This window comes from Acinetobacter puyangensis, assembly GCF_900096995.1.
GTDB classification, from domain to species: Bacteria; Pseudomonadota; Gammaproteobacteria; order Pseudomonadales; family Moraxellaceae; genus Acinetobacter; species Acinetobacter puyangensis.
In genome coordinates this window covers 24,255-46,606 of the sequence record NZ_OANT01000003.1, presented here as the reverse complement: position 1 = coordinate 46,606, position 22,352 = coordinate 24,255, and the positions used below count along the sequence as shown (strand labels likewise).

Below are 22,352 nucleotides of genomic sequence, written 5' to 3'. Positions count from 1 at the left end.
GTTTAAAAGGTAGTTTAATTTTTTGCATGGTTTTGCAAGAGTTGTTGAACCACTGAATAGTTTGCAGACAAGTCTTGCAACCATTGTGCGATTTCATTTTTGGCTTGGTTGGCCCGTTCACCCTTCATCACAAATAAAATTCCATCCCGTTCAATTCCACCCCGTAGCTCAATACTTTGCATGATTTGGCATCCTCGGCAGTATTGGTTGAACTGAGCAAGACTCTGCCCCATGCCATAGCCTGCATTATTATTGAATGGCACAATCATTTTGCCATTTAGATCCGCTTGGTATTGGTTCAGGAAACTTTTGATCGGTGGCGGCAATTGCATATCCCATGTTGGGAACCCAACAAAGATGACATCATATTGCCCAATATCTGCAATCTGGTTTTTTAATGGTGGTAAATAACCATCCTGATTTTCCTGATCTACCTGTCTGACAATCGCTTGATAATTTTTAGGATAAGGTGTCTGCAACGCTAAGGCGACTAAATCTCCACCCACCTGTTCCTGTACCATTTTGGCAAGGGCTTCAGTATTTTTAGTCCGAGACAGATAAACAATGAGGGCTTTAGGATTGTCTGCATTAACTGGTGGATTCGGTGATGGATTCATGTTCTGTACTGCCTGTGATTTTTCCGTACTTGGACATCCCATCAACCCAATTGCAGAAACAAATAATAGAATAAAACGCATACTTGCAAACATTTTCTATCCTCCTTAATCCAGTTTATTTTTATGCAACCATTGTGAAAGCTGTTCTGCAATTTGCTCACTGTTTAGATCAGAAAAAGGGAAATGTGTATTGCCATAAATTCCCATATCAGGCAAATGCACCAACTGGGCTTTACCCCCATGCTGATTAATTTTATCCACCCATAGCTGTGCCATTTTCAGACGTACACGCCAGTTGTCCTGTCCCGCATTTTGTTGTCCAGCATAGCCATTTTTCTCAGTCGGGATATTATCGCCATAGTAGATAATGATTGGCACTCTGGTCAGCTTTTGGAAATCTGTCATTTTGACTGGGGTTGGTGATAATGTTCCTGTTGCACTTGGCATCGGTTCAGGCAGTTCATTTTCAGGAAAGACAAAACCACTGCCTGGCTCATACGCCACAATACCTTTAACCTGATTTGATTTTATTGCTGTCCACCAACCCGGCCCACCACCTTGTGAATGGGTAATCAGCACCGCATCACCCGATTTTTTTAGGACTTCGACCATTGCATCACTAATCACCTGTTCATCATACGCCCCTGTATTCGGTGTCATTTGACGGAAATACTGGTTTAACGCAGTTGAATCTTGTGAAAACTGTACCCCTTTAAAAAAGTTGGGATACTGTCCTAAACGGAACATATTAAACCATGCCTGATCATTGGTCGTGGCTAGCACTTCCGCTGCCACAGTCGATTGTCCAGCTTGTCCCCGACGTGGTTGATCAACCACATACACGGAGAAATGCTGACGTAGGAAAAGCATCTGGAATCCTTCTCGACCATCAGGCGTTGTGCCCCATGTTTTCGCTGATTGCCCCGCACCATGCAAAAATACCAGTGGATAAGGACGGGCATGTTCAGGGATTTGGTAAAATACCGAAGCATGATCACCATGCAGGGTTTGACCTTGGGGATTAAACAGTTGCGTATCATCAAACTGACCTGCATTTTGAATCACTTTACCACCTGCGGCAAAATTGCCCTGCTGAGCAATTGTTAAGGTTTTTGATTGATGTGGAGTGATTGAACAGCCTGAAATAACACCTGCCAGGCAGATCGAAATCAGTGTATTTCTCAATATAAAGCTTGTATTGATCATTTTTCCATGCCCTCAGTTACTGTAGTTGCTGTAAAACACTTTGGGCATTCTTTGCCAAATCTACCCCGATGGATTGTTGTAAAGTGCTGATAATTTTTTGCATCTGGACAGCATCCACCCCCAGATTTCGGGTAATTCTTAAATGCGAACGTAGTTGCGCATTAATATCCCCTAATGCGGAAAGCGTACTCACCACAATAATTTCACGCTCTAAAGGTGCTAAGTTATCTCGGCTAAACAGATAGCCAAATAAATGTGCCTTTAAGGCATAGTCCATCGTGGGTGAGAAATTTTCAAAGAGAGGTTTGGTATTGTCTTCGATAGAGGTTTTATTGAGATAGGCAAGTCGTTCTATACCCAATTGATAGTAATCAGTACCACTTGGTAACGTGTTTGGCAGTGCCCCCTGTATATCCTTGATACCTTGTTTTTGGCGTTCTTCAAGCAGACTTTTAAAAGTCAACATGCCATTTAAGGCACGGGGAAAACCCGTATAGGCGTATTGATGGGCAAACACTTCCTTGATTTCATTCACTGTTAAACCACTTTCCAATCCTTTGATTAAAGCAGGTTCTAGTTTTTTCAGATCACCTGTTGCAGTAAATGCAGCAATAGGGATTAAGCTTAATTGTTTGGTATTGAGCTGTACTGTTTCAGCCTTTGCAGGTGTTTGTAAAGGTTTTGCTTTTGTGGGGAAATCCACTTTTTCCAGCCATGTCACGCTTTTGCCATTTGTTGCCACAGGGGTAATCGCAATATGCGACATTGCACTATGCTCACTTGCGCCGTGCCAGTGTTTGACATTGGGTGGACACCAAATCGTATCGCCTTTATGAATCGTCTGGATGGGCTTACCCCATTCCTGAGTACGTCCTTCACCCTCTGTCACAATCAAGTATTGACCGTGTGGATGGGTATGCCAGTTGGTAATCGTACCAGCCTCAAAATTGACAATGGCAGGTGCAACATCACCTTGTGAAGGCATGACTGGATAACGGGCAAAATTTGCCTTGCCAGAAAAATTACTTGTAGGTGCTTGACTAATCTCGTGCTGATTCGCTGGCGTGATCTGCTGGCCCATTTTATCCTCAGACCAAACCATACCCGAGAGAGAACTCATCACCAATAATGCATTAACCTGATTTTTCATGTTATCCCCCATTATCCCTATTAAAAAAATAGGTCAATGATTCAAGGAAACCCATCAAATCATTGCCCATTATCCAAACCAGCAATTTTTTATTTCAGATGCTTGCCATAAAAGACAGTCAGTTGATCCATCGCCTGTTTGACATATTCAGGTTTCCAATAGGTTTCGATATGGGTGGCATTTGGAATTTTAAATAAGCTTTTGTCTTTTGTACCTATGGCTTTGGCAAAAGCATCTTCTGTCATGTAAAGGCTGTCTGCCTTACTGCCTGCAATCATCAGTAACGGCTGATTGATTAATTCAATCTGATCTGTCGCATCCCAACGCATCAGATCAAGCAAGCTGCTCATGGTGTATTTAAAGGTTGAATTTGGATGGGCATGAGTTCGCCAATAGTATTCATAACCCTGTCGGTACATCTCAAATGGCAATGCAGCGATTTGCTCATCGGTCATATCAGCATCACCTGCATAAAGAACTTTACCACCTGCAACTTCTTGGGCGCGGGCATCCGTGGCTTGTTTTAAACGCTGCTGAATGGTATCCAGTTGTGAATCCGCAAAACCATTACGACGTACACGTCCAGAATTAAACATACTTAGAGTGGCGACAACTTTAAAACGTTTATCCGTTTCTGCGGCTGCTAATGAATAGCCACCACCGCCACAAATTCCAAGTAAACCTAAACGGTTGTTGTCCACTCCCGCATATTGGGTAATAAAATCTGCCATGCCATGCACATCTTCAATACGGTTTGCGGGTTTATCAATACTGCGTGGCTGTCCACCACTGCCACCCTGATAGGCTGCATCGGCAGTAATGGTGATATATCCCTGTTCAGCCAGACGCTGTGCATATAAGCCAGCAACTTGCTCCTTGACGCCGCCATTGGGATGCGCCACGACAACCGCAGGATATTTTTTATTCGGGTCATAATTGGCAGGTGTATAGACATTGGCAACAATATCCAACCCATTGAGCTTATAGCTAACAGGATGAATATTGACCTGACCTTTAACATTTTCAGTAATTGCACCGCCATACACCAAACCAAAAGGATTTTCTTTTTTATCTGCGGCAAAGCCCGCACCTGAAGTGGTAATAGCTGCCGACATTAAAACAGTTTGTAAAATTTTCATTATCGCTCCTGAATTTTAAGTTTAGACATCCATTTTTCGACCAGCCAGCCATTCAATCATGGCAGGATCACGATGTGAGAAAAATGCACTGGTGGCTGTGTCCATGGCTGTGATTTGTGTCATATCTTCAATAGAGAGCTCAAAATCAAAAATATCGATATTTTCCTGTAAACGCGCTTTATTTACTGATTTGGCTAAAGAGACAACATTGCGTTGCAATAACCATCGTAGAACCACCTGCCCAACGGACTTACCATATTTTTTGCCAATATTGACCAATACAGGCTGGTTAAACAAGTTATTACGCCCCTCTGCAAAAGGTGCCCATGCTTCTGGTTGAATATCCCGTGATTGCATCCACGGTACAGCATGGAGTTGTTGATTAAATGGATTGACCTCAACCTGATTCACCGCAGGTTTTACTTGGTTGAAAGCGGTCAAATCTGCTAAACGATCAGGATAGAAATTACTCACGCCAATTGCACGGATTTTGCCTGCGGCATAAAGCTCTTGCATTGCTCGCCATGCACCGTGTACATCACCAATCGGCTGATGAATGAGATAAAGATCAAGATAATCCAGTTGCAAACGGTTCAATGAACGTTCAAATTGGGCTTTTGCTCCCTCATAACTGGTATCTTGTAACCATAATTTTGTGGTCACAAATAACTCATCACGAGTGATTTGGCTTTGGCGAAGTGCATTCCCCACCTGAATTTCATTTTGATAAGAGGCTGCCGTGTCTATCAGTCGGTAGCCTACATCAATCGCATGCAATACGGCTTGCTCACATTGCACAGGATCATTCATTTGAAACACACCAAAACCAACGAGTGGCATTTCAATATCATTATTTAATCGAACTGTTTTCATTGCTATTTCACCACGTACATGCAGAACATTGGTTAAAAAACAACTATAACCTGACAATAAACAATGTATTAGTCAGGCGATTTCGATTACATTTATATAGATTTTTGATTAATTACATTTGATTAACAAAAAATAGGATATTGAGGTAGGAAATGGCTGAAAACTTAAATGACTTAAAAGCATTTGTTGTAGTTGCTCAACTGGGGAGTTTTACCAAAGCCGCAGGACAATTAGGCATATCCCAATCTGCACTTAGTTATACCCTTAAAATGCTGGAACAGCGTCTTGGAATTAAATTACTGAATCGAACGACTCGCAGTGTTTCTCCAACGCAAGAAGGCGAGCAATTGCTGAATGATATTGAACCACTCATTACAGGTATTGAACAAAAACTCTATAACTTGAATGAATTTCGGGATTCACCTCAAGGAAAATTGCGAATTAATGGAACGGAATTGAGTATCAACTTTTTATTGTGGGATAAATTAGCAAAATTTTCACATGATCATCCCAAGATCCAATTAGAACTTACCACTGATTATGCACTTTCAGATATTGTAAAAGATCGTTATGACATCGGCATACGTTTAGGGCATCTTATAGATAAAGATATGATTGCTATCCCGGTCAGTGAACCTTTAGAAATGATTACAGTAGCTTCACCCCATTATTTAAAAAATTGCGATATCCCTAAAACACCGAATGATTTACACCAACATCGTTGTATCGGTATGCGATTACCCAGCCATGAAAATATCATGACATGGGAGTTCAAAAATATAGAAAAATCGAATGAAGTCCTTCATCTACGACCTGACTTTGTTATGATCGTAAGTCATGCGAGATTAAAAGTTAAGGCCGCACTTGATGGACTAGGAATTGCATGGTTACCGAAAGCTATGGTTGAATCTGAATTATTACATGGTGAGCTAGTAATATTATTACAAGCATGGGAAATGAGTTATGCCCGATATTACATCTATTATCCAAACCGGCGTGAATCTTCACCGTTGTTCCGTTTGCTGGTAGATGCCTTAAAGCTTTATTAAAAATGAGCAATCTGCCATGCAAATTGCTCTACAACAAAGAAATCCAGTTCAGTTTATGTCAAAACTAAAATAAGTTCCTCCGCTTATTAAACGTGGAAAATGTCCATACTTTGTAAATCGACTAAACCATCATCTATTTTAGTTTCTGATTAAAAAGGAACACGCTTATATTGACGATATTGCGGTTTCCAGAAATTGTCTTTAATCGCCTGACGTAATTCATCATCACTGAGCAAAGGTGCAACGCCATCTTCCATTGCAGCTTTTGCAACTTTAAAAGCAATGATATTGGATACTTTCTGAATCTCATTAATATCCGGTAATAAGTCTGCTTCGATATCAGCCAATTTTGGTGAACAATCTGCCAATGCATTACTCGATGCCATCAACATATTATCAGTCACGCGTGTTGCACCACTTGCAATTACACCCAAACCAATACCGGGGAAAATATATGAGTTATTACACTGCGAAATATTATAGATCTTACCCTGATAATTTACCGGTGCAAATGGACTACCTGTAGCGATCAAAGCTTTACCATCTGTCCACTGAATAATATCCGCAGGAACGGCTTCGACTCGTGAGGTAGGGTTAGAAAGCGGCAATACAATAGGTCGTTCACAATTGGCCGCCAAGGTACGAATCACTTCTTCGGTAAATAATCCCGGCTGACCAGATACCCCGATTAATACGGTCGGTTTGGCATTTTTCACTACATCAAGTAATGAAATGACTTCATTGGCATCGCCCCATTGTTCAATCACTTCCGGTCTTTGCGCCAGTTTACGCTGGAAATCCAGTAAGTTTGGCTGATTTTCGGTAATCAAACCAAAACGATCCACCATATAGACACGGGCACGTGCTTCCTGATCCGTTAAACCTTCTGCTACCATTTGCGCAATAATTTGTTCGGCAATACCACAACCAGCAGAACCAGCCCCGAGAAAAGTAATGGTCTGATCCTTAAGCTGTTTACCGGCTGCCCGTGATGCAGCAATCAGGCTCCCCACCGAAACAGCAGCAGTTCCCTGAATATCATCATTAAAACAGCAGACCTGATCACGATATTTTTCCAGTAATGGCATGGCATTTTTCTGTGCAAAATCTTCAAACTGAATCAATGCCTTAGGCCAGCGACGTTTAAGCGCAGAAATCACCTGATCGACAAAATCATAATATTCATCACCGCTAATACGTGGTTGACGCCAGCCCATATAAATCGGATCATTTAACAATTGCTGATTATTCGTCCCAACATCGAGTGTAATTGGCAAGGTATAGGCAGGACTGATACCACCACATGCGGTATACAAGGATAATTTACCAATCGGAATCCCCATGCCGCCAATGCCCTGATCACCTAATCCTAAAATACGTTCACCATCAGTAATCACAATGACCTTGATATTCTTCTTATTTACATTGTGTAAAATATCATCAATATATTCACGATTGGGATAAGAAATAAAAATACCACGATGACGACGGTAGATGTCAGAAAAACGCTGACATGCTTCACCCACTGTTGGGGTATAGATGATCGGCATAATTTCACTTAAATGATTGCCGAGTACATGATAAAACAGTGTTTCGTTGGTATCCTGAATATTACGCAGATAAATATGCTTGTTAATTTCGCTACTAAAAGCAGAATATTGCTGATAAGAACGCTGACTTTGTTCCTCAATGGTTTCAATTACATGCGGAATCAAGCCATATAAATTAAAATTGATACGTTCTTCTTTGGTAAATGCGGAGCCTTTATTTAATAAAGGAAGTTCCAACAAACTATTGCCTGCATAGGGGACATATAATGGATATTGCGAATTGATTACACTTTCTGAAGTCATTTGCCATCTCTTTACTGATTGACATTGTGGTGAAGTATAGACAATGTCGACTACAATTTTCTCATCACTCAAGCTTAGCTCATCTTAGGACATTTTTGATATTTATAAGCGTGATAAGCATATCAATCTTATTTAGAGAGGGAATATCAAAAACAGCTTAACATTAGACCACCATCTCAATAATAGGTATTGATGAGTAATAACATTATAAAATTATGATAAACAATTTTGTGATTCAAAATAAAAAAAGCCTGATATATCAGACTTTCTTTACGATTAAAATAATGTTTAATTATTCTATAGGCTAGAACGGTAAATCATCATCAGGTTCATTTGAATTGGCAGGCTGTTGTCGAGGTGTAGCAGGCGCAGATTGCGGTGCCTGATTATATCCCCCCTGATTACCGCCATAGCCACCCTGCGGCTGTGCCTGATTTGTGTTGTTATTATAACCGCCACCTTGTGGTGCATTATTACTAAAACGTGGCGCATCAAAACCAGCATTGCCCTGTTGATTCCAGCCACCTTCTTGTTGTGATGGACGTGAATCCAGCATTTGCATCTGGTCACCACGAATTTCGGTCGAATAACGCTCCTGTCCGTTTTGATCAGTCCATTGACGGGTACGCAATGAACCCTCGATATAGACTTTCGAACCTTTACGCAAATACTGCTGTGCAATTTCACCCAGTTTATTATTTAAAACGATACGGTGCCATTCTGTTTGTTCTTTACGTTCACCAGTACTCTTATCTACCCATGATTCACTGGTTGCGATGGAAAAATTACACACCGACCCACCATTAGGAAATGTTTTTGATTCTGGATCACGTCCTAAGGTACCGACTAATATAACCTTATTCACTCCGCGCATGCGCTATTCCTCTTTTATACGATACGTTTCTAGTTTGTGTACTCTATAAGAATTCAGACTAAATCGCTAGCTCTTGTCCCAACAACTGCGACAATTCCTGTCTTGATGATTCATTTAATTGTTGCTTATCGAGTTTGAGATAGGCCACCTGTTTTTCAGGCATCACGACCACTTCTTCAATACCATGAATCGCCAGTAAAATGGAAGCCCATTCATCTAGTTTTTTTGTTTCAGGTAATGACACCACAATAGAAGATAAATAACGCGGTTGTTTTAAACTAAAAGTTAGGCCTAACCAGATCACTGCAAGCAGTGTTAATAGGCCCCAACCCCAACTGGTCTGTGCAAAGCCCAATAACTGTCCACCCAATACACCACCACAAAATGCACCTAAAAATTGACTACTGGAGTTAATCCCCATTGCCGTAGATTTTGATTGAATCGGTGCAGATTTGGACAGCCATGATGGCAGTAAAGCTTCCATCACATTGAAGGCGATAAAGAACAAGCCCAAGCCTAGTAATAACACATATTTACTCTGATCGCCAAAGGCCATAATGGCAAGACCAAAGACAATCGCAATCACCGCAGTAATAAAAATGCCGCGCATTTTGCGGTATTTTTCTGCCAGAATAATGCTAGGAAAAGCAAACAATAGACTGATTAAGAGTAAAGGTAAATAGACCCAGCCTTGCTTTGCCAATGGAATATCTGCATATTCAATCAGCTGGGATGGAATAAAAACAAACATGGCCGTCAACAATAGATGCAGCATGAAAATCGAAACATGCAGGCGATTTAAATCACCCATCGCCAGAACTTGTTTTAGCTGGGTTAAATAGCCTTGAGGTGCAACACGATAATGACGACTAACTTTGGGTACCAGCAGTAACATCAGCATGGCCAGCATCCCCATGATGGTGGTGACCCAAAACAATCCTGATATCCCGACTTTGGTGGTCACCCACGGCCCCAGACTAAAGGCCAGCATAAAAGACAAGCCAATACTCATGCCCATAAATGCCATGGCTTTGGAACGTTGTTCTTCGCGGGTTACATCAGATAATAATGCCATCACCACAGCAGAAACTGCGCCACTCCCAGCAATCGCACGGCCAAGAATGACCCCATAAATCGAGGTAGAGAGCGCAGCAATCGCACCACCAATGGCAAATAAAGCCAAACCAATAATAATGAGTGGTTTACGGCTAAAACGATCTGCCCACAAGCTAAATGGAATTTGTAAACACGCCTGACTTAAGCCATAAATTCCCACCGCCAGACCAATTAATGCTGGGGTCGCACCAGTATATTGCTGTCCTGCCACGGCAAAAACGGGAATGATCATAAACAGCCCAAGCATGCGTAGTGCAAAAATACTACTCAGTGCAAAGGTCGAGCGACGTTCAAGGCTATTCATCATCAATACATCTGGCTTATGACATCGGCTATATTATAAAGGAAAAACATCTTGAACAATTTAAATTTTCTAAACTGGCTCATCTCAACAAATGTGACATTTTCTGTCATATATCTTAGCAAAAGTCCAGACTTTCTACTTTTCTTCTGTGAATTAATATCATCTTAAGACACATAAAACAAAGAAATCAATGCAATCAACTTATCTATGCAAAATAAGCTTTAAATTATATTACTGTTAGCTTTTTATATAAATAATGTGATTTGTGTCAATTTTTTTATTATTTATGTCAATACGGTTGCTTAGTTAATTTGTTAGTATTTTTCCAGGATATCTCAATCATTCATTGCAAGAAATAAATTTAGATAGAGATTTTCTCCGAAAGCGCATATTTATTCATCCATAAAAGGAAAAACTATGAAACTCCAATCTTTTGCTTTAGCTCTAATCGCTGCCGGGGTAGCAAATATGGCAATGGCAGCAAATACCATTACTTTTCAGGGTACTGTTGATTCAAATACATGTACTGTCAATGTTGGCGGTAGTGCAAATCCTACTGTAACTCTACCAACTATTGGTGTAGGTAGCCTTACAGCTACAGGCAATACAGCAGGTGCAACTCCATTCACCATTAACATCACAGGCTGTGATGCAGGAACCGCAGATGATGTTGCTATACGCTTTGCAGCGCATAATCCTGATGGTACAAACCTCGGTTCTACGGGTACTGCCACAAATGTTGCGGTGCAACTTCTAGATGGTAGTGCTGGTAGTTCACCTATCACATTTACTACTGGTATTGCACAAACATCAGGAAAAACAACAAGTAATGGTACTGCTTCATACGATCTGACTGCCCAATATTACGCTGATGCAGCGGCTACTGCTGGTACTGTACTTGCTGTTACAGATTATGAAGTGATTTATCCATAATACACCACTCTACTAAATCGAATATCTCTGTAAAACATTATTTCATCATGAGACTGCTGTTTAAAACAGCAGTCTCATGACAGATTTATGCCACGATTAGACAATAAAGAAAATCTATAATGAGGATGACATCATGATAATGGCTCAAAAATTTGGGATTAAGTTATTATGCTTATGCAGTGTTTTCTGTACAAATCTTGTCTATGCCAATGTAATTATGACAGGTACCCGAGTTATTTTCCCAGCCGAAAAAAAAGAAAAAACCCTACAATTCAGCAATAATAGTGATTTACCATTTTTAGTACAAGTGTGGTTAGATCAGGGCGATGATCGCTCAACTCCAGAAACCGCAGACGCACCTTTTATGGTCAATCCACAGGTGTTCCGTCTTAGTCCCCATACCGGACAAACAACACGCTTGTTTTATATCGGTGATGGCCAACTTCCTAAAGATCGTGAATCTATTTTTTATTTAAATTTTAAACAAATTCCTGCCATGGATCAAATTACGATGGAGGAAAATAAACTTGTTTTGTTGGTAAAAAATCGTTTGAAAGTATTTTATCGCCCCAAAACCATTACCGAAAAAGTCGAGAATCTCCCAGAACAACTCAATTTTAAGTTACAACAGGATCAAACTGGCAGTTGGTTACAGATCACTAATCCTACTGGTTATTATGCAAATCTCACGCAGGCAACACTTCAGGTCGACGAACAAAAAATTAATATTAAAGACATCACGATGATCGCACCAAAATCCAGTGAAAAGTGGCAGCTTAAACAACCTATTCCGACGCAAGCTGCGATACAGCTTCAGATCACCTTGGTCAATGATTATGGGGCTTTTCATCAATATAACATTCGCCCTCAGCCATAATATATAAAAAGGAAGTGAAGCATGGAAAAAAAAACCATATTACGACCTTGTTGTCTGGCAATTTTAATCAGTGGAATTCTAGTGGAAACAGCGCAGGCTCAAAGTACAGAACGTATTGAAAATGCACCAAAGACAGCAGAGAAAATTGGCATATTGTCTACGCATGAAACCAATGAAAATTTAATTGATTACCCTGTTCAACCAGCACAGGAAGTGAATTCTACTGAGCAGGTTTATATATTTGATAGCAACTTATTTAAAGGGACTGGTTTAAGTGCAGGCATGATTGAACGCTTTAACCATGCCGATCAAATCGAAGCAGATAGCTATAAAGTCGATATTTATATCAATAAACGCTTTGTTGAACGTCAAACTATTCGTTTTGCTGAAAATAAAAATGCTCCGCAGGGTGTGGATGCGTGTTTAACACCGGACATACTTGAACATGCAGGGATTTTAGGTGATGTCAGTTTTCGGGAACAGCTTACGAATCAGTCCCTACCGCAAAATGACTGCTTAACCCTGTCACAGGTTGCCAAAAGTAGCAGTAGTCAACTGGACTTTTCAATATTACGTCTGGATTTAAGTGTACCGCAAAGCCTAATGAAAAATCTGCCACAGGGTTATGTCAATCCTGCCGATCTTGATGCAGGTACAAGTATTGGCTTTATCAATTATCTAGGTAATTATTACTATACCGAGAATAGAATAAACAATGGCAGTAATTATGAATCTGCGTTTATGAGCTTAAATGGTGGTATCAATTTTGGTAAATGGCAGTATCGTCAACAATCCAGTCTTACTATGGACAACAACCATGAAACAAAGTGGAATAATATTCGTAGTTATGTGCAACGTCCAATCGATCAACTAAAATCACAATTGACACTTGGACAAGATTATACATCTGGACGCTTCTTTTCAGGCTTACCCTATATTGGTTTGAATCTGGCAACCGATCAACGCATGCGCCCAGACTCATTGCGAGGTTATGCGCCTGTGATTCGTGGTATCGCGCAAACCAATGCCAAAGTTTCGGTGCAACAAAATGGTCAGGAAATCTATCAAATTACCGTTGCACCAGGTTCGTTTGAAATCAACGATCTTTATCCAACCAATTATAATGGTAACCTGACCGTTGTTGTGACTGAGGCAGATGGTTCACAACACTCAACAACCATACCTTATGCCGCAGTACCGACCTCACTCCGTGAAGGTTTGTCAAACTATAGTCTTTCACTCGGACGAACGGATTTAAATGCCACAGAAAATACGATCTTTTCCGATCTAGATTATGAATATGGTGTAAATAATAACATAACAATAAACAGTGGTTTACGTATAAGTGATGATTACCAAGCGGCTGCATTTGGTGGCGTATATGGAGATGTATTAGGTGCACTTGGGGCAAATATCACCTATTCACGGGCAAAATTACCAACGCCCAATGGTTGGGATAATGTCGATGGGTGGATGGCAAATCTGACCTATAGCAAAACCTTTACGCCAACCAACACCACTATTGCACTAGCAGGCTATCGTTATTCTACCAAAGGTTATCGCGATCTAAATGATGTGCTGGGCATTCGTTATGCATGGAACAATGGCACACGCTGGTCATCAGATAGCTATTTACAGCATTCACGCTTTCAGGTCAGTATCAGCCAGCCTTTGGGTAATTATGGTTCACTCTATGTTTCAGGTTCAACTCAAAACTATCGGGACGGACGAAAACGGGATACTTTATATCAGGTAGGTTATAACAAAAACTTTGGCATTCTAAATTTAAATCTGAATTATACAAGACAAAAAGTACACAGCATCAATGGCGGGGTGATCACCGAAGAACGCTTTGATAACTATGGTGGTTTAAGTATCAGTCTGCCATTGGGCCGCAATCGCACACTTACTACACCAAGGCTAAATGCCAATTACAATCGCAGTAACGACCAAGATAATTACCAGCTCGATGTTACAGGCGCTTTCGATGAAAATTATAGCTTTGGCTATAATGTCGGGATGAGTGGAACTGGTGATTCAGATCAGCAAAATTATAATGCAGGATTATATAAACGTTTCTCCAATATCCAGCTCGGTGCCAACACTTCTTATAGCAACCAATATTGGCAAGGTTCGCTCAATGCCAGTGGTGCGCTGGCAATCCATGCAGGTGGTGTAACGTTCGGTTCCTATCTTGGCGATACGTTTGCATTGGTTGAAGCCAAAGGTGCAGAAGGTGCGACTGTCATCAATGCACCTTACAGCAAGGTGGATCGCTTTGGCTATGTCCTTGTGCCAAGCATCACCCCTTACCGTTATAACAATCTGGTCTTAGACCCCCAAGGCACCTCCAGTAATGTAGAAATCGAAGGTGGCGAACAACGTATTGCGCCTTATGCAGGTGCAGCAATAAAAGTCAAGTTTAAGACACGTATGGGTTATAGCGTACTGATTCAGAGCGAGCTTGACGATGAAAGTACTGTGCCAATGGGCGCAGAAGTTCGCAATGCAGATGGCGCAGTGATTGGCATGGTGGGTCAATCAGGTCAGGTCTATATAAGAGTCGAACAGCAAAAAGGTACCTTGTTACTCAATTGGGGCGATGAAACAGCCCAAAGCTGCTCACTACCTTATCAGATCGATAATCAACAACTGACTCAACCATTAATTAAGCTATCAGCCCAATGTAAGATGGAGCATTAAAAATGAGTAAAAATTTCGGACTTTCTCTTGGCGTAATCATTGGTATTGTGTTACTGTCCGTAGAAAGTGAGGGATGGGCAGCGTGTCGTTCGGTTCACTATAATACAGGTGAATATGCAGGTGTAACACGTTCAGGTAATACAATTATCGAAAATGGAACAACCGGTGCAACATGGGGGGATTCCAATACCACACAAACCGAAGATAATAACTCTGCCAGAATTTCGATAGGTAAAATTCATTTGATGGATAATGCCATACAGCCCAATGGTAGTAGTTTAGCAATTGCTAGCGTACCGCCCACCGCCTATAAAATTCGTAATACCTATGCCGAAAGTTTACTCTGGGCATGCTCTCCCAGTACAGATATGAGCAAAATTCGCTTTTTGGTCTCAGTCAATGGTGATGACCGAGTCGGAGGTTATTTTCCAGTTGATCCGGTCAATGCAGGCGGGGAAACAAATGTATTTTATACTTGGTTTAAATATGTCGGAATCCGCCAATATATTGATGGTCAAGTGCTAGGCCGTCAGTATAAAGGTGTTCCAATACAATATGAAACTGGTACTGCTGGCTCTGTCGGCTGGGCCAAAGATAAATGTCAACCTGGTTGGCATTGTATCAGACTGAAACACTTACCTACCATGCAGTTTGAACTACTCCGTGTCGCTGGACAACCCCCTTATAGCAGTCCAGCCAATGAATATTGCAATTCCTACACCACGCCAAGTAATGCAACTGGTAATGATCTGGGGATGGGACAATATGGCAACTATAACTGTAATCAGCCTATTTCCTATATTACTCTGGGTGAGAGTGTAAGCACATCAGGCAGTCCTAATGGCAATGAATATGTTGCTTTTGCTCATGATGCAATTGGCGTAACCCATAGCGTTGCTGGCGACACATGGTATTTTTGGGGAGCCGATAATGGTTTTGGCTATACTTTGTACAACTCTGCCTATTTAGATAATACCACCAGTGCCTGTAAATTAAATATGGTAACTCCGGCCGTCAACTTTGGCATAACTTCAACCATCTTTCTTAATGCAAACAATATCTTAAGTAGAGATTTTCAAGTGCAGATTGACTGCCATAATGCAGTAAGCTCTGGAATAGGAAATGGTCAGGTTGCCATTGGTATACAACCATCACAGGGTGCATATAGTGCAGCACAAGCATTTTCGCCTACACTGGTCAATGCAAGTAATGGTGTATCCACACTACTCTCTGATGACTATTCAAGCAATACGTTACGCGCAAAAAATGTCGGTATTTATATTAAATATCAAGGTGATAGTAATTATATTACGTTACTGGGACAACCAGGAGCTACGGGTTCAACGCCTGCGACCTCCGGTAACCATAGCGTGAGTTGCGGCTCAAGTAATAATCAAGCATGCTACCCAGCCGTTACGTTTCCACAAGGCAATGCGGCAGGATGGTATCCTATCCTTAACCATGCAGCCAATATTGGTACACCATTATCAGGCTATACCCGCTATAACATCAACTATACTGCCGATTTGAAAAAAATTGATGGTGCTCCACCGGTAACCACAGGTTCCATTTATTCAACAGCAACTGTAGTGGTGAAAATACAATGAAGCAATTAAATACTGGTTTTTCTATATTTATATTCTGTTTTCTCTTTAGTACAACAACTTTTGCTGGATTTGCGACATCAACAAGTCGCATTATCTATATGCAAAATGATAATGCCCAATCTGTGACGCTAGCGAATATTAATGAATATCCAATCATCACGCAAACATGGATCGATGATGGTTTGGGCAATCCACTACAAGCTAAAGCCCCATTTGTGATACTGCCAGCGGTATTTAAAATGAATCCACAAGGTATTCAAGCCTTACGCATCGTACATAATGGCGATGCAATGCCACAGGATCGGGAATCTGTATATTGGCTAAACCTATATGAAATCCCTGGTAAACCAAAAGAGCTTTCCGGTCCCGTTACAGAAAATAAAGCCCGTCTGGATCTGGCGATGAATACTCAGCTTAAAATTTTCTATCGGCCTAAAACGCTTAAAAAAATGGACTCGACACAGATTGCTCAGCAATTGCAATTTTACCTACAACAGCAACAAGGACAAACAATTTTAATTTGTCATAATCCTACACCCTACCATATATCATTTACCGGTTTGTCAATCTTCCAAGCTGGAAAAGAAATTCAGATTCAACAAGAAATGGATATGATGACGCCTCCATTGAGCAAACGAATATATCATTTGCAAAATAGCTCACAATTAACTGATTTTGAAAAGATAAATTTTAGCTTTGTTAATGATCAAGGACATAGCATTGTGGGTAAATATGATAAAAAACAGACGCAATAAATATTCAGTACTTTTAAAAAGTATTTGATGAAATAGTATTACGCTCTATTCATTTTTCGCCATTTCAGAGGTGTAGTTCCTGACCAAACTTTAAATGCACGCTGAAATGAGCTTTGTTCAGAATATCCTAACATTTCTGAAATAGCATTGATGCTAAGTTTAGGCTTTTTTAAATATTGTTGTGCTAGTTTATAACGTGTATCCGCCAATAAATCAGAAAAATCTAATTCTTTTTGTATCAATATCTGACGTAATTTTGTAACTGTTACTTCCATATTTTTTGCTACAGCCTCCATAGATACATCTTTATCTTTAATTGCAGATACTATACTTAAATAAACTCTCTGTTCAAAGTCATTATAATTTTTAAGTTCCTCAACCAACCAGTCAACTTGCTGCTTTAATATTTCATAAAGTATTTCATCTGGAGAAGATAAAGTTATATTTTTAAAACCAGAAATAGAAAATACTACCCCAGATAATGGCATGTCAAAATAAACAGGACATTGAAAAAATTCTTCATATATACCAATATTTTTTGGTTTTTTATAGATAAAATGGATACGTCTAACTGGAAGTTCATGAGGATAAATGGCTAGTTTTAATATCTTAACAAATACAGCAATAAATAGCTCATCAACTAATAGTCCTGATAATTCATTATAATCTGACCAGCTAAATTCAATTTCATCATTTTTTATATCGAAATTTAAATATTGGTAATCATAAACCAGACGACTATAATTAATAAAGTCAGGAAGTGCATCAAATAAGTTAGGATTGGAAAAAGCTAAATAAGTCAGTATCCCAGCATAAGAAGGTTGAACATGTTCAGCAATTTTTAATCCTAGAGCAGCAACTGGATACTGACGATGAATTTCATATAAAATATTACACCAAGTAGCTAATGATACTCTTGCATAGATATCATTTAATATTGTAAAATCTTGATTAAAATATCGAGTACATTCTTCTGGTATATCAAGATTATTAGTTTTACAGAAATCCACAACCATCATAAGTAATGATGCACATACAGAACCTTTATTTTTACTTTCCATTTTACTCTTACTATAAATAATACTTCAATTACAAAAAAATTCTATACAAAATAATTAATGACTTTAATATAAAATACCATATAATTTAAATGAGTGCAAATCCGAGGCCTTTTCCAAATAATATTGTAGCGTGTTTTATAATGAAAAATATTTATAAATTTAGGCAAATAAAATTATTAGACTGTAGAATACAATACATAATATTCTTTTAATTTTTTAATACTATGATTAAGTTGAAGGAAAATCTTCAAATTGTGGGGCATCATCGAAAATCTGATCCCAATTGGCTTTTGACCCGACAAAAACATGTTTGGCAATACGATGTGGAATATCTTCATCAATCAAACCGATACGTATACGATAAATCTCTGGTGCAGTATCTTTTACCGAATAGACTGGACTGCCACATTCTCCACAAAAATAACGCTTGGCATTGGCACTTGAAGCAAATGCTTTTAATTGTGCTGCACCTTTTACAAGTTTAAAGGTATCTTTATGAACAGGTGCATTGGTTGCAGATGCTGTGCCAGTCGCTTTGCGGCATTTCTGACAATGGCACTGAATAATGTCATTGAAATCATCAAGTAATTCATATTGCACTGCACCGCATAAACAACTGCCATGATATTTTGCCTGTTGCATGTTGATCCCACCAAAGGTCAGCTAGAGTAATATTCAGGATTATGTTAGAACACTAGACAAAGTCAATAGCAACAAAAGGAAGTATCATCGCATGTCATTTAGTCAGGATGTTTGGGCACGTAATCTGGATTTATATCAAGCAACCTTAAATTTACCCTTTAATCAGGAACTGGCACAAGGCAGTTTAAGTCGGGAAGTTTTTTGCCATTACGTGATCCAGGATGCCCATTATTTGCTTGCCTATGGTCGGGCCTTGGCAGTTGCTGCGGCCAAAGCATTTGATGCCGATGCTGTGATTCAGTTTTCCGAAGCGGCCAAAGTGGCTATTGTGGTGGAACGCAGTTTGCATGACGGATTTATGCAGGATTTTGGTATCAGCAAAGTACAATTTGAAAGTACCCCGTTGACTCTGGCCTGTCATCACTATACGACTTTTCTAACTGCAACCGCATGGCGTGAAGCCTATCCGATCGTGCTGGCTGCATTGCTGCCCTGCTTCTGGATTTATGCAGAAGTAGGGCGAGCAATTGTGCAGAAATCAGTTGTCAATAACCCGTATCAAGCATGGATTGATACTTATGCAGGAGAAGAATTTCATACCGCGGTGAGTAATGTGATTCGTACCATTGACCTGGTGGCTACACGATGTGATGCCGATACACTTGCCAAAATGCATGCAGCATACACCATGGCAGCAAAACTGGAATGGCTGTTCTGGGACAGTGCTTATCAGCAACGCAACTGGGATGGGTTAGATCACGTTTAGATACAAAAACAGGCATTTTTTGATCATTAAATCCTGAGAATTGTCCTTTTCCGACTTGATTTTTAAAGTTGCATAGCGCATTCTAACAATATTAAATGATAATCATTATTGATTTTTTGGTTTTATGTCAGATTGACATCATATAAGAATGAGAGGTATGCCCATGCAACATCAAACTCTAGGTACAGAAGCCATTCGTGCATTCTTTACACTACAATGCTGTTGGCTGAATAATGAAGAAATCTATCTAGAACAAGGCTGCTTGCATTGTGGTTCGGCAGCGACTTACTTAATTTATTATACCAATCGCCATATTCAGGATTTAATGCTGGATTTTATTGGCCGTTATAATTGCCACCATCCCACGCGTTTCGATCTGCGTGATCTAGAAGATTTCGAGCAGAATTATGTGCAATTTCTGGAACGTCTTGAGCTGGAAATCAATCATTACGCACGAAAACATCATGCCGACCAACGCACAATCACATTTGAGCAGATTGATTCAATTTTTGAAAATCAATACTCCATGGTGTGCTAAATCATTCAACATTCTTATTGTTGAGGATCGATTGTACAAAACTATAGATCAAAGCCTGAATAATGGAACAATTATTGCAGCCAAACTAAATCGTTTAAACAAAATTTTTTAATACGATGGCGTTTAGGGTCTGTCATCATTTGATAAATAGGTTGCGTTGTAGGCTAAAATTTCTTCAAACAAGGCATGAAACGCAGGCAATGGTTATTCCCTTGTCAAGTTTCATAACGAAGTTTGGGGGAATTTTAGCCACAACCCTACGGGACAAGGAGATTTTTCGACGCTACTGCGTTATGAATAGTTCATTTAGAATGACTAAATCTCACTATTCATGCCTTGTATCGCCTAAAAAATATCCATTGTCGCAACCATAGATTAAATGGCGACAGCCCCTAGGCTTCCGTTGCTAAAATAAAGGCACAAATTGTTCTATGGACCAATCTTTTTTACCGGATATTCAACTGGTTATTCAGGCTAATTTTTTTACTGCAAGTTCTCCACAGGAAATTTTATTTTATCCACAGGCGCTGTTATGTATCGGCAAGAATGGCAAAATTATCCGCATTATTCACCATGATGATGCATTATACGACAGCTATCGAGCACTATTTAAACAATTTACCCTGATTCAATATCCGGAGCATCATTACCTACTCCCCGGCTTTGTCGATTTACATTTACATGCCCCACAATGGCCTCAACTGGGTAAAGCACTGGATTTGCCTTTAGCGGACTGGTTACAACAACATACCTTCCCATTGGAAAAGAAATATGCCAGTGTCGAATTTGCCCGTCCGATTTATCAAGATATGGTCACAACCTTGTTGGCCAATGGCACCACAACAGTTTTATATTTTTCTTCTATTCATACCCCAGCGAGTCTGGAACTGGCCAGAATCTGCCTGCAAAAAGGTCAGCGTGCCTTAATCGGTAAGGTGAGTATGGATAATCCAGAACAATGTCCCGAAGATTATATCGAAACAGATACACAACAAGCCTTGCAGGAAGTCCGGGACTTTATTGAAGCGGTACGTCAATTGCCACAAAATGAAACGCAGCGGGTGCAGCCAGTGATCACGCCACGTTTTATTCCGTCCTGTAGCGATACCATGTTGCAAGGTTTAGGCGAAATTGCACAAGATACAGATTGCCATGTCCAAACCCATTGTTCTGAAAGTGATTGGGCACATCAATACGGCTTGGATCGTTATGGCAAAACTGATACTGCCACCTTAAACGATTTTGGTTTACTTAGCCGTAAAACCATTCTGGCGCATAGTAATAAAATCACCCAAGAAGATTTTTCCCTGATCAAGCAGCAACAAGCCGGAATCGCCCATTGCCCGCTGTCCAATTTTTATTTTGCCAATTGCGTTTTTCCTTTAAGACGTGCCCTCGAACAACAGCTTCATATCGGACTCGGCACAGATGTCGCTGGTGGACATAGTCCATCTTTATTTAATGCCTGTCAGCACGCCATCACTGCCAGTAAAGCCTTACAGGATGGGGTTGATGGCGGCATTGAGGCAGGACAGCGCGGCACCCAAGAAGCAGCGATCAGTTATAAGGAAGCATTCTGGCTGGCCAGTGCAGGTGGCGGCATTGCGCTTGATTTAGCGATTGGCCAGATTCGCGAAGATTTTTATTTTGATGTCATGGTGATTGATACCCAGCATCCACACAGTAATTTAAAAATCTGGCCGGATGATCGCCCTGAGGATATCCTGCAAAAAATCATCTATAACACCGAACGCCAAAATATCATTGAAGTCTGGGTCGAAGGGCAAAAAGTAGTTTAGCCCCAATGAGTTAATTCATATCCTGTAATGCTTTTTTATACTGAATAAAACCCGTTTTCACAGCTATATTGTCATAGAGTCGTTGTGCGGTTAAATTGCTTTCCTGCGTTAACCACACCACTCTATCGCAACCTCGTTCTGCGGTCACACGATAAACCTGCTCAATCAATGCACGTCCAACACCTTGACCACGCACATCAGTAATGACATATAAATCCTGCAAGTAAGCATAAGGCTGTTGTGTCCAGCAACTATCGTGTTCAATCACATGCACGATCCCTACCACCTGATCACCATCAATTGCAGCAAAACCATACATATTGTCTTTGTTAGAAGCAATCAACCTGTGCCATGTAAATTCGGCAATTTCCTGTTGAAAAGTTGCATGATAAAAAGCCAAATAAGCTTTCCATAAGGCAAGCCACTGCTCGAAACGGATTGTACTTAATTCTTTAATCTCTAACATTTTCATCCCACCCTCAGTTACAAT

20 protein-coding genes are annotated in these 22,352 nt (G+C 40.2%); 9 read left to right on the top strand and 11 right to left on the bottom strand.

The features are described from left to right. Positions 1 to 14 precede the first annotated feature (14 nt). From CRO21_RS06725 to CRO21_RS06705, 5 genes are all read right to left on the bottom strand, one after another. A complete protein-coding gene (locus CRO21_RS06725) occupies positions 15 to 710 on the bottom strand; it encodes a flavodoxin family protein (protein ID WP_097078568.1) in 696 nt (231 codons plus the stop codon). A 12-nt stretch (positions 711 to 722) separates the two neighbouring features. Beyond that, the gene (locus CRO21_RS06720) at positions 723 to 1,823 is read right to left on the bottom strand and encodes an alpha/beta hydrolase (RefSeq protein ID WP_097078567.1); all 1,101 of its coding nucleotides are present in this window, start codon (positions 1,821 to 1,823) and stop codon (positions 723 to 725) included. 16 nt (positions 1,824 to 1,839) lie between these two features. Continuing rightward, positions 1,840 to 2,973 carry a cupin domain-containing carboxymuconolactone decarboxylase family protein gene (locus CRO21_RS06715; protein WP_097078566.1) on the bottom strand — a complete coding sequence of 378 codons (1,134 nt, stop codon included), beginning with the start codon at positions 2,971 to 2,973 and terminating at the stop codon, positions 1,840 to 1,842. 89 nt (positions 2,974 to 3,062) lie between these two features. Further along, on the bottom strand, positions 3,063 to 4,112 hold the full coding sequence (locus CRO21_RS06710) for an alpha/beta hydrolase (RefSeq protein ID WP_097078565.1): 1,050 nt from the start codon (positions 4,110 to 4,112) through the stop codon (positions 3,063 to 3,065). Positions 4,113 to 4,133: 21 nt separating this feature from the next. Further along, entirely contained in the window at positions 4,134 to 4,985 is an 852-nt protein-coding gene (locus CRO21_RS06705) for an aldo/keto reductase (RefSeq protein ID WP_097078564.1), read from the bottom strand. A 152-nt stretch (positions 4,986 to 5,137) separates the two neighbouring features. Between CRO21_RS06705 and CRO21_RS06700 the strand changes: the two genes are divergently transcribed. Then, the gene (locus CRO21_RS06700; protein WP_097078563.1) at positions 5,138 to 6,034 is read left to right on the top strand and encodes a LysR family transcriptional regulator; all 897 of its coding nucleotides are present in this window, start codon (positions 5,138 to 5,140) and stop codon (positions 6,032 to 6,034) included. 149 nt (positions 6,035 to 6,183) lie between these two features. On the opposite strand, the gene CRO21_RS06695 is transcribed toward CRO21_RS06700, so the two are convergent. From CRO21_RS06695 to CRO21_RS06685, 3 genes are all read right to left on the bottom strand, one after another. Beyond that, positions 6,184 to 7,887: an NAD-dependent malic enzyme gene (locus CRO21_RS06695; RefSeq protein WP_097078562.1), complete on the bottom strand. Its 1,704-nt coding sequence runs from the start codon at positions 7,885 to 7,887 to the stop codon at positions 6,184 to 6,186. A gap of 304 nt (positions 7,888 to 8,191) precedes the next feature. Then, complete coding sequence (ssb, locus tag CRO21_RS06690; RefSeq protein ID WP_097078561.1) at positions 8,192 to 8,761, bottom strand: single-stranded DNA-binding protein; 570 nt, start codon at positions 8,759 to 8,761, stop codon at positions 8,192 to 8,194. Positions 8,762 to 8,819: 58 nt separating this feature from the next. Further along, complete coding sequence (locus CRO21_RS06685; RefSeq protein WP_097078560.1) at positions 8,820 to 10,184, bottom strand: MFS transporter; 1,365 nt, start codon at positions 10,182 to 10,184, stop codon at positions 8,820 to 8,822. 414 nt (positions 10,185 to 10,598) lie between these two features. Between CRO21_RS06685 and CRO21_RS06680 the strand changes: the two genes are divergently transcribed. From CRO21_RS06680 to CRO21_RS06660, 5 genes are all read left to right on the top strand, one after another. After that, positions 10,599 to 11,114 (top strand): fimbrial protein, encoded by a 516-nt coding sequence (locus CRO21_RS06680; RefSeq protein WP_097078559.1) that lies wholly within the window; start codon positions 10,599 to 10,601, stop codon positions 11,112 to 11,114. Positions 11,115 to 11,247: 133 nt separating this feature from the next. Then, complete coding sequence (locus CRO21_RS06675) at positions 11,248 to 11,991, top strand: fimbrial biogenesis chaperone (RefSeq protein WP_097078558.1); 744 nt, start codon at positions 11,248 to 11,250, stop codon at positions 11,989 to 11,991. 21 nt (positions 11,992 to 12,012) lie between these two features. Next, complete coding sequence (locus CRO21_RS06670; RefSeq protein ID WP_097078557.1) at positions 12,013 to 14,694, top strand: fimbria/pilus outer membrane usher protein; 2,682 nt, start codon at positions 12,013 to 12,015, stop codon at positions 14,692 to 14,694. 2 nt (positions 14,695 to 14,696) lie between these two features. Then, positions 14,697 to 16,301 (top strand): fimbrial protein, encoded by a 1,605-nt coding sequence (locus tag CRO21_RS06665; RefSeq protein ID WP_097078556.1) that lies wholly within the window; start codon positions 14,697 to 14,699, stop codon positions 16,299 to 16,301. Next, entirely contained in the window at positions 16,298 to 17,056 is a 759-nt protein-coding gene (locus CRO21_RS06660) for a fimbrial biogenesis chaperone (RefSeq protein WP_097078555.1), read from the top strand. The genes CRO21_RS06665 and CRO21_RS06660 overlap by 4 nt, the downstream gene beginning before the upstream one ends. Before the next feature lie 38 nt (positions 17,057 to 17,094). Here the strand turns inward: CRO21_RS06660 and CRO21_RS06655 are convergent, their stop codons facing one another. Beyond that, the gene (locus tag CRO21_RS06655; protein WP_097078554.1) at positions 17,095 to 18,117 is read right to left on the bottom strand and encodes an AraC family transcriptional regulator; all 1,023 of its coding nucleotides are present in this window, start codon (positions 18,115 to 18,117) and stop codon (positions 17,095 to 17,097) included. A gap of 228 nt (positions 18,118 to 18,345) precedes the next feature. Then, on the bottom strand, positions 18,346 to 18,759 hold the full coding sequence (locus CRO21_RS06650; protein WP_097078553.1) for a GFA family protein: 414 nt from the start codon (positions 18,757 to 18,759) through the stop codon (positions 18,346 to 18,348). A 91-nt stretch (positions 18,760 to 18,850) separates the two neighbouring features. Between CRO21_RS06650 and tenA the strand changes: the two genes are divergently transcribed. The 3 genes from tenA to guaD all read left to right on the top strand — a co-directional run bounded on the left by tenA (position 18,851) and on the right by guaD (position 21,862). After that, positions 18,851 to 19,525, top strand: coding sequence for a thiaminase II (tenA, locus tag CRO21_RS06645; protein WP_097078552.1), 675 nt, complete (start codon positions 18,851 to 18,853; stop codon positions 19,523 to 19,525). A 163-nt stretch (positions 19,526 to 19,688) separates the two neighbouring features. Next, positions 19,689 to 20,063, top strand: a complete 375-nt coding sequence (locus CRO21_RS06640; RefSeq protein WP_097078876.1) for a hypothetical protein — start codon at positions 19,689 to 19,691, stop codon at positions 20,061 to 20,063. A 431-nt stretch (positions 20,064 to 20,494) separates the two neighbouring features. Next, positions 20,495 to 21,862 (top strand): guanine deaminase, encoded by a 1,368-nt coding sequence (gene guaD, locus CRO21_RS06635; RefSeq protein WP_097078551.1) that lies wholly within the window; start codon positions 20,495 to 20,497, stop codon positions 21,860 to 21,862. Between the two features lie 10 nt (positions 21,863 to 21,872). On the opposite strand, the gene CRO21_RS06630 is transcribed toward guaD, so the two are convergent. Then, positions 21,873 to 22,334 (bottom strand): GNAT family N-acetyltransferase, encoded by a 462-nt coding sequence (locus CRO21_RS06630; protein ID WP_097078875.1) that lies wholly within the window; start codon positions 22,332 to 22,334, stop codon positions 21,873 to 21,875. Positions 22,335 to 22,352: the final 18 nt, after the last annotated feature.

What these genes read in the sequence shown, in the direction of transcription:
- CRO21_RS06725 (WP_097078568.1), bottom strand. Translation starts at nt 710, where the DNA reads ATGTTTGCAAGTATGCGTTTTATTCTATTATTTGTTTCTGCAATTGGG.
- CRO21_RS06720 (WP_097078567.1), bottom strand. Translation starts at nt 1,823, where the DNA reads ATGATCAATACAAGCTTTATATTGAGAAATACACTGATTTCGATCTGC.
- CRO21_RS06715 (WP_097078566.1), bottom strand. Translation starts at nt 2,973, where the DNA reads ATGAAAAATCAGGTTAATGCATTATTGGTGATGAGTTCTCTCTCGGGT.
- CRO21_RS06710 (WP_097078565.1), bottom strand. Translation starts at nt 4,112, where the DNA reads ATGAAAATTTTACAAACTGTTTTAATGTCGGCAGCTATTACCACTTCA.
- CRO21_RS06705 (WP_097078564.1), bottom strand. Translation starts at nt 4,985, where the DNA reads ATGAAAACAGTTCGATTAAATAATGATATTGAAATGCCACTCGTTGGT.
- CRO21_RS06700 (WP_097078563.1), top strand. Translation starts at nt 5,138, where the DNA reads ATGGCTGAAAACTTAAATGACTTAAAAGCATTTGTTGTAGTTGCTCAA.
- CRO21_RS06695 (WP_097078562.1), bottom strand. Translation starts at nt 7,887, where the DNA reads ATGACTTCAGAAAGTGTAATCAATTCGCAATATCCATTATATGTCCCC.
- ssb (WP_097078561.1), bottom strand. Translation starts at nt 8,761, where the DNA reads ATGCGCGGAGTGAATAAGGTTATATTAGTCGGTACCTTAGGACGTGAT.
- CRO21_RS06685 (WP_097078560.1), bottom strand. Translation starts at nt 10,184, where the DNA reads ATGATGAATAGCCTTGAACGTCGCTCGACCTTTGCACTGAGTAGTATT.
- CRO21_RS06680 (WP_097078559.1), top strand. Translation starts at nt 10,599, where the DNA reads ATGAAACTCCAATCTTTTGCTTTAGCTCTAATCGCTGCCGGGGTAGCA.
- CRO21_RS06675 (WP_097078558.1), top strand. Translation starts at nt 11,248, where the DNA reads ATGATAATGGCTCAAAAATTTGGGATTAAGTTATTATGCTTATGCAGT.
- CRO21_RS06670 (WP_097078557.1), top strand. Translation starts at nt 12,013, where the DNA reads ATGGAAAAAAAAACCATATTACGACCTTGTTGTCTGGCAATTTTAATC.
- CRO21_RS06665 (WP_097078556.1), top strand. Translation starts at nt 14,697, where the DNA reads ATGAGTAAAAATTTCGGACTTTCTCTTGGCGTAATCATTGGTATTGTG.
- CRO21_RS06660 (WP_097078555.1), top strand. Translation starts at nt 16,298, where the DNA reads ATGAAGCAATTAAATACTGGTTTTTCTATATTTATATTCTGTTTTCTC.
- CRO21_RS06655 (WP_097078554.1), bottom strand. Translation starts at nt 18,117, where the DNA reads ATGGAAAGTAAAAATAAAGGTTCTGTATGTGCATCATTACTTATGATG.
- CRO21_RS06650 (WP_097078553.1), bottom strand. Translation starts at nt 18,759, where the DNA reads ATGCAACAGGCAAAATATCATGGCAGTTGTTTATGCGGTGCAGTGCAA.
- tenA (WP_097078552.1), top strand. Translation starts at nt 18,851, where the DNA reads ATGTCATTTAGTCAGGATGTTTGGGCACGTAATCTGGATTTATATCAA.
- CRO21_RS06640 (WP_097078876.1), top strand. Translation starts at nt 19,689, where the DNA reads ATGCAACATCAAACTCTAGGTACAGAAGCCATTCGTGCATTCTTTACA.
- guaD (WP_097078551.1), top strand. Translation starts at nt 20,495, where the DNA reads ATGGACCAATCTTTTTTACCGGATATTCAACTGGTTATTCAGGCTAAT.
- CRO21_RS06630 (WP_097078875.1), bottom strand. Translation starts at nt 22,334, where the DNA reads ATGAAAATGTTAGAGATTAAAGAATTAAGTACAATCCGTTTCGAGCAG.